The organism is Janibacter massiliensis (assembly GCF_900289115.1).
Taxonomy (GTDB): Bacteria; Actinomycetota; Actinomycetes; order Actinomycetales; family Dermatophilaceae; genus Janibacter_A; species Janibacter_A massiliensis.
The window spans coordinates 1-1,591 of the sequence record NZ_LT985205.1; the positions used below are offsets into that span (position 1 = coordinate 1).

At 67.7% G+C, this 1,591-nt stretch carries 4 protein-coding genes; 3 read left to right on the forward strand and 1 reads right to left on the reverse strand.

Annotation, left to right across the window (positions count from 1 at the left end; all coding sequences use genetic code 11):
- On the reverse strand, nucleotides 1-495 hold a 495-nt coding region (locus DAA34_RS12000), incomplete at its 3' end, for a helix-turn-helix domain-containing protein (protein ID WP_158707748.1).
- Nucleotides 496-718: 223 nt separating this feature from the next.
- Here DAA34_RS12000 and DAA34_RS12210 point away from each other — a divergent pair.
- The 3 genes from DAA34_RS12210 to DAA34_RS12005 all read left to right on the forward strand — a co-directional run.
- The gene (locus DAA34_RS12210; protein WP_158707749.1) at nucleotides 719-883 is read left to right on the forward strand and encodes a hypothetical protein; all 165 of its coding nucleotides are present in this window, start codon (nucleotides 719-721) and stop codon (nucleotides 881-883) included.
- 190 nt (nucleotides 884-1,073) lie between these two features.
- Nucleotides 1,074-1,421, forward strand: coding sequence for a hypothetical protein (locus tag DAA34_RS12215; protein ID WP_158707750.1), 348 nt, complete (start codon nucleotides 1,074-1,076; stop codon nucleotides 1,419-1,421).
- Between the two features lie 5 nt (nucleotides 1,422-1,426).
- Nucleotides 1,427-1,591, forward strand: a 165-nt coding sequence (locus tag DAA34_RS12005; protein ID WP_158707751.1) for an ATP-binding cassette domain-containing protein, incomplete at its 3' end; no start/stop codon positions are given.

Here is a 1,591-nt window from a genome sequence, read left to right on the forward strand (position 1 = left end):
CCCGTGGACCCTCCACCCGCCCCCGTCAGGGATCCGCCCGATCTTCTTCACGTCCACGTGCACCAGCACCCCGGCACGGGAGCGCTCGTAGCGCACCGCGGTGCTCTTGGACGAGCGGATCACCTGCCCGGTCACCGGGTCGCACTCACGCAGGTAAGGCACGCGGTGCCGGCGCAGGACCGCGCTGACCGTGCGGGCCGGGATCCCCAGCTCTGCGCCGATCCACTCCGGCCCCCGACGCTCGGCCGCGCGCAGCGCCAGCACCCGCTCCTCCACCACCGCCGGGGTACGCCGCGGGCACGACCGCGGCCGGCAGGACCGATCCACCAGACCAGCAGGCCCCTGCAAGCGGTACCGCGCCACCCACCGGTGAGCGCACTGCCGGGAGATCCCCAGCTCCTTGGCCACGTGCGCCACCGGCCGGCCCTGGTCGATGACCCGCTCGATCAGGAACCGCCGGCCGTGGACGTTCAGACGAGCATCAGCGCGGGCCACGAGGGCCTCCTTCGGTTTCGTGAAGACGTCAGACATCTCCACCCAACCGGGGAGGCTCCTCCCATTCCCCACCGGGGCCAGTGTCACCAACCTCTCTGCCGGGTACACCTAGAAGCCAGCCGGTCCATCACGACGACGTGCTTCATCGCGACCTGGCTGGGGATCGCCGGCGCCGTCACCCTCCTGCTGGGCCGAGCCTGCTGTTCCTGCGACGATGAGCCCCATGAGCGAGGAGCACCCACAGACCGCCGACGACCCGACCGGCGAGAACCAGAAGACCACCGACGCCGATGGCGACAGCACCGTCCCGGTCACGACCGACTACAAGTTCCCCACCGACAACCACGGGGAGTTCAGCGGCCAGGGCGGCGATTTCCTGACCACGTGAGTCCTCACCGGCCGCGCTTGACGTCGCAGCCGCCTGGCACGGCTGAATTCATCTGACGTTCACGCGTTAACGTCGGCCCACCGGGCAGCCGAGAGTAATGTGACAGACAGTGACCAAGCGTGTGTCACGTCAATCAACTACTTCGCCACCGCGAAGTTCACAAGGGGGAACCACCACGCGTCTTGGATCGATGCTCGCAACGGTCGCGATCGCCAGTTCGCTTGGGCTCGCAGCGACACCCGCCCACTCCGGAAACGACACTCTCTGTCCCGGTACCACCAAGGCATGCATCTACATCAACCGCAGTTTCCAGGGCCTCATCGCCCGGAAGACCAAGGGACAGCCGACCACGAACACCTCAGCCCCGGAACCGATGTCGTCGTGGGAGAACCCGACCATCCAGAACGGCGCATGGTTCGACGCCCGCGATGGGCGGGGTGACTGCTACAACATGCATCAGCGCACCGAAGTCCGATACGTCGGCGATGCGTACAACGACGACATGATCTCGTGGCGCATGAACGGTGGCTGTTCCTGACCGGCATGGATCCGACGCCGTCGCAGGCTCTTGAGGTCCGCAGCGTCCGCAAGACCTACGGGGAGGGCGAGGCGCAGGTCGTCGCCGTCGACGGGGTGTCGTTGACGGTCGGCGCGGGTGAGTTCGTCGCGCTCATGGGGGCCAGCGGGTGCGGGAAGAGCACGCTGCTG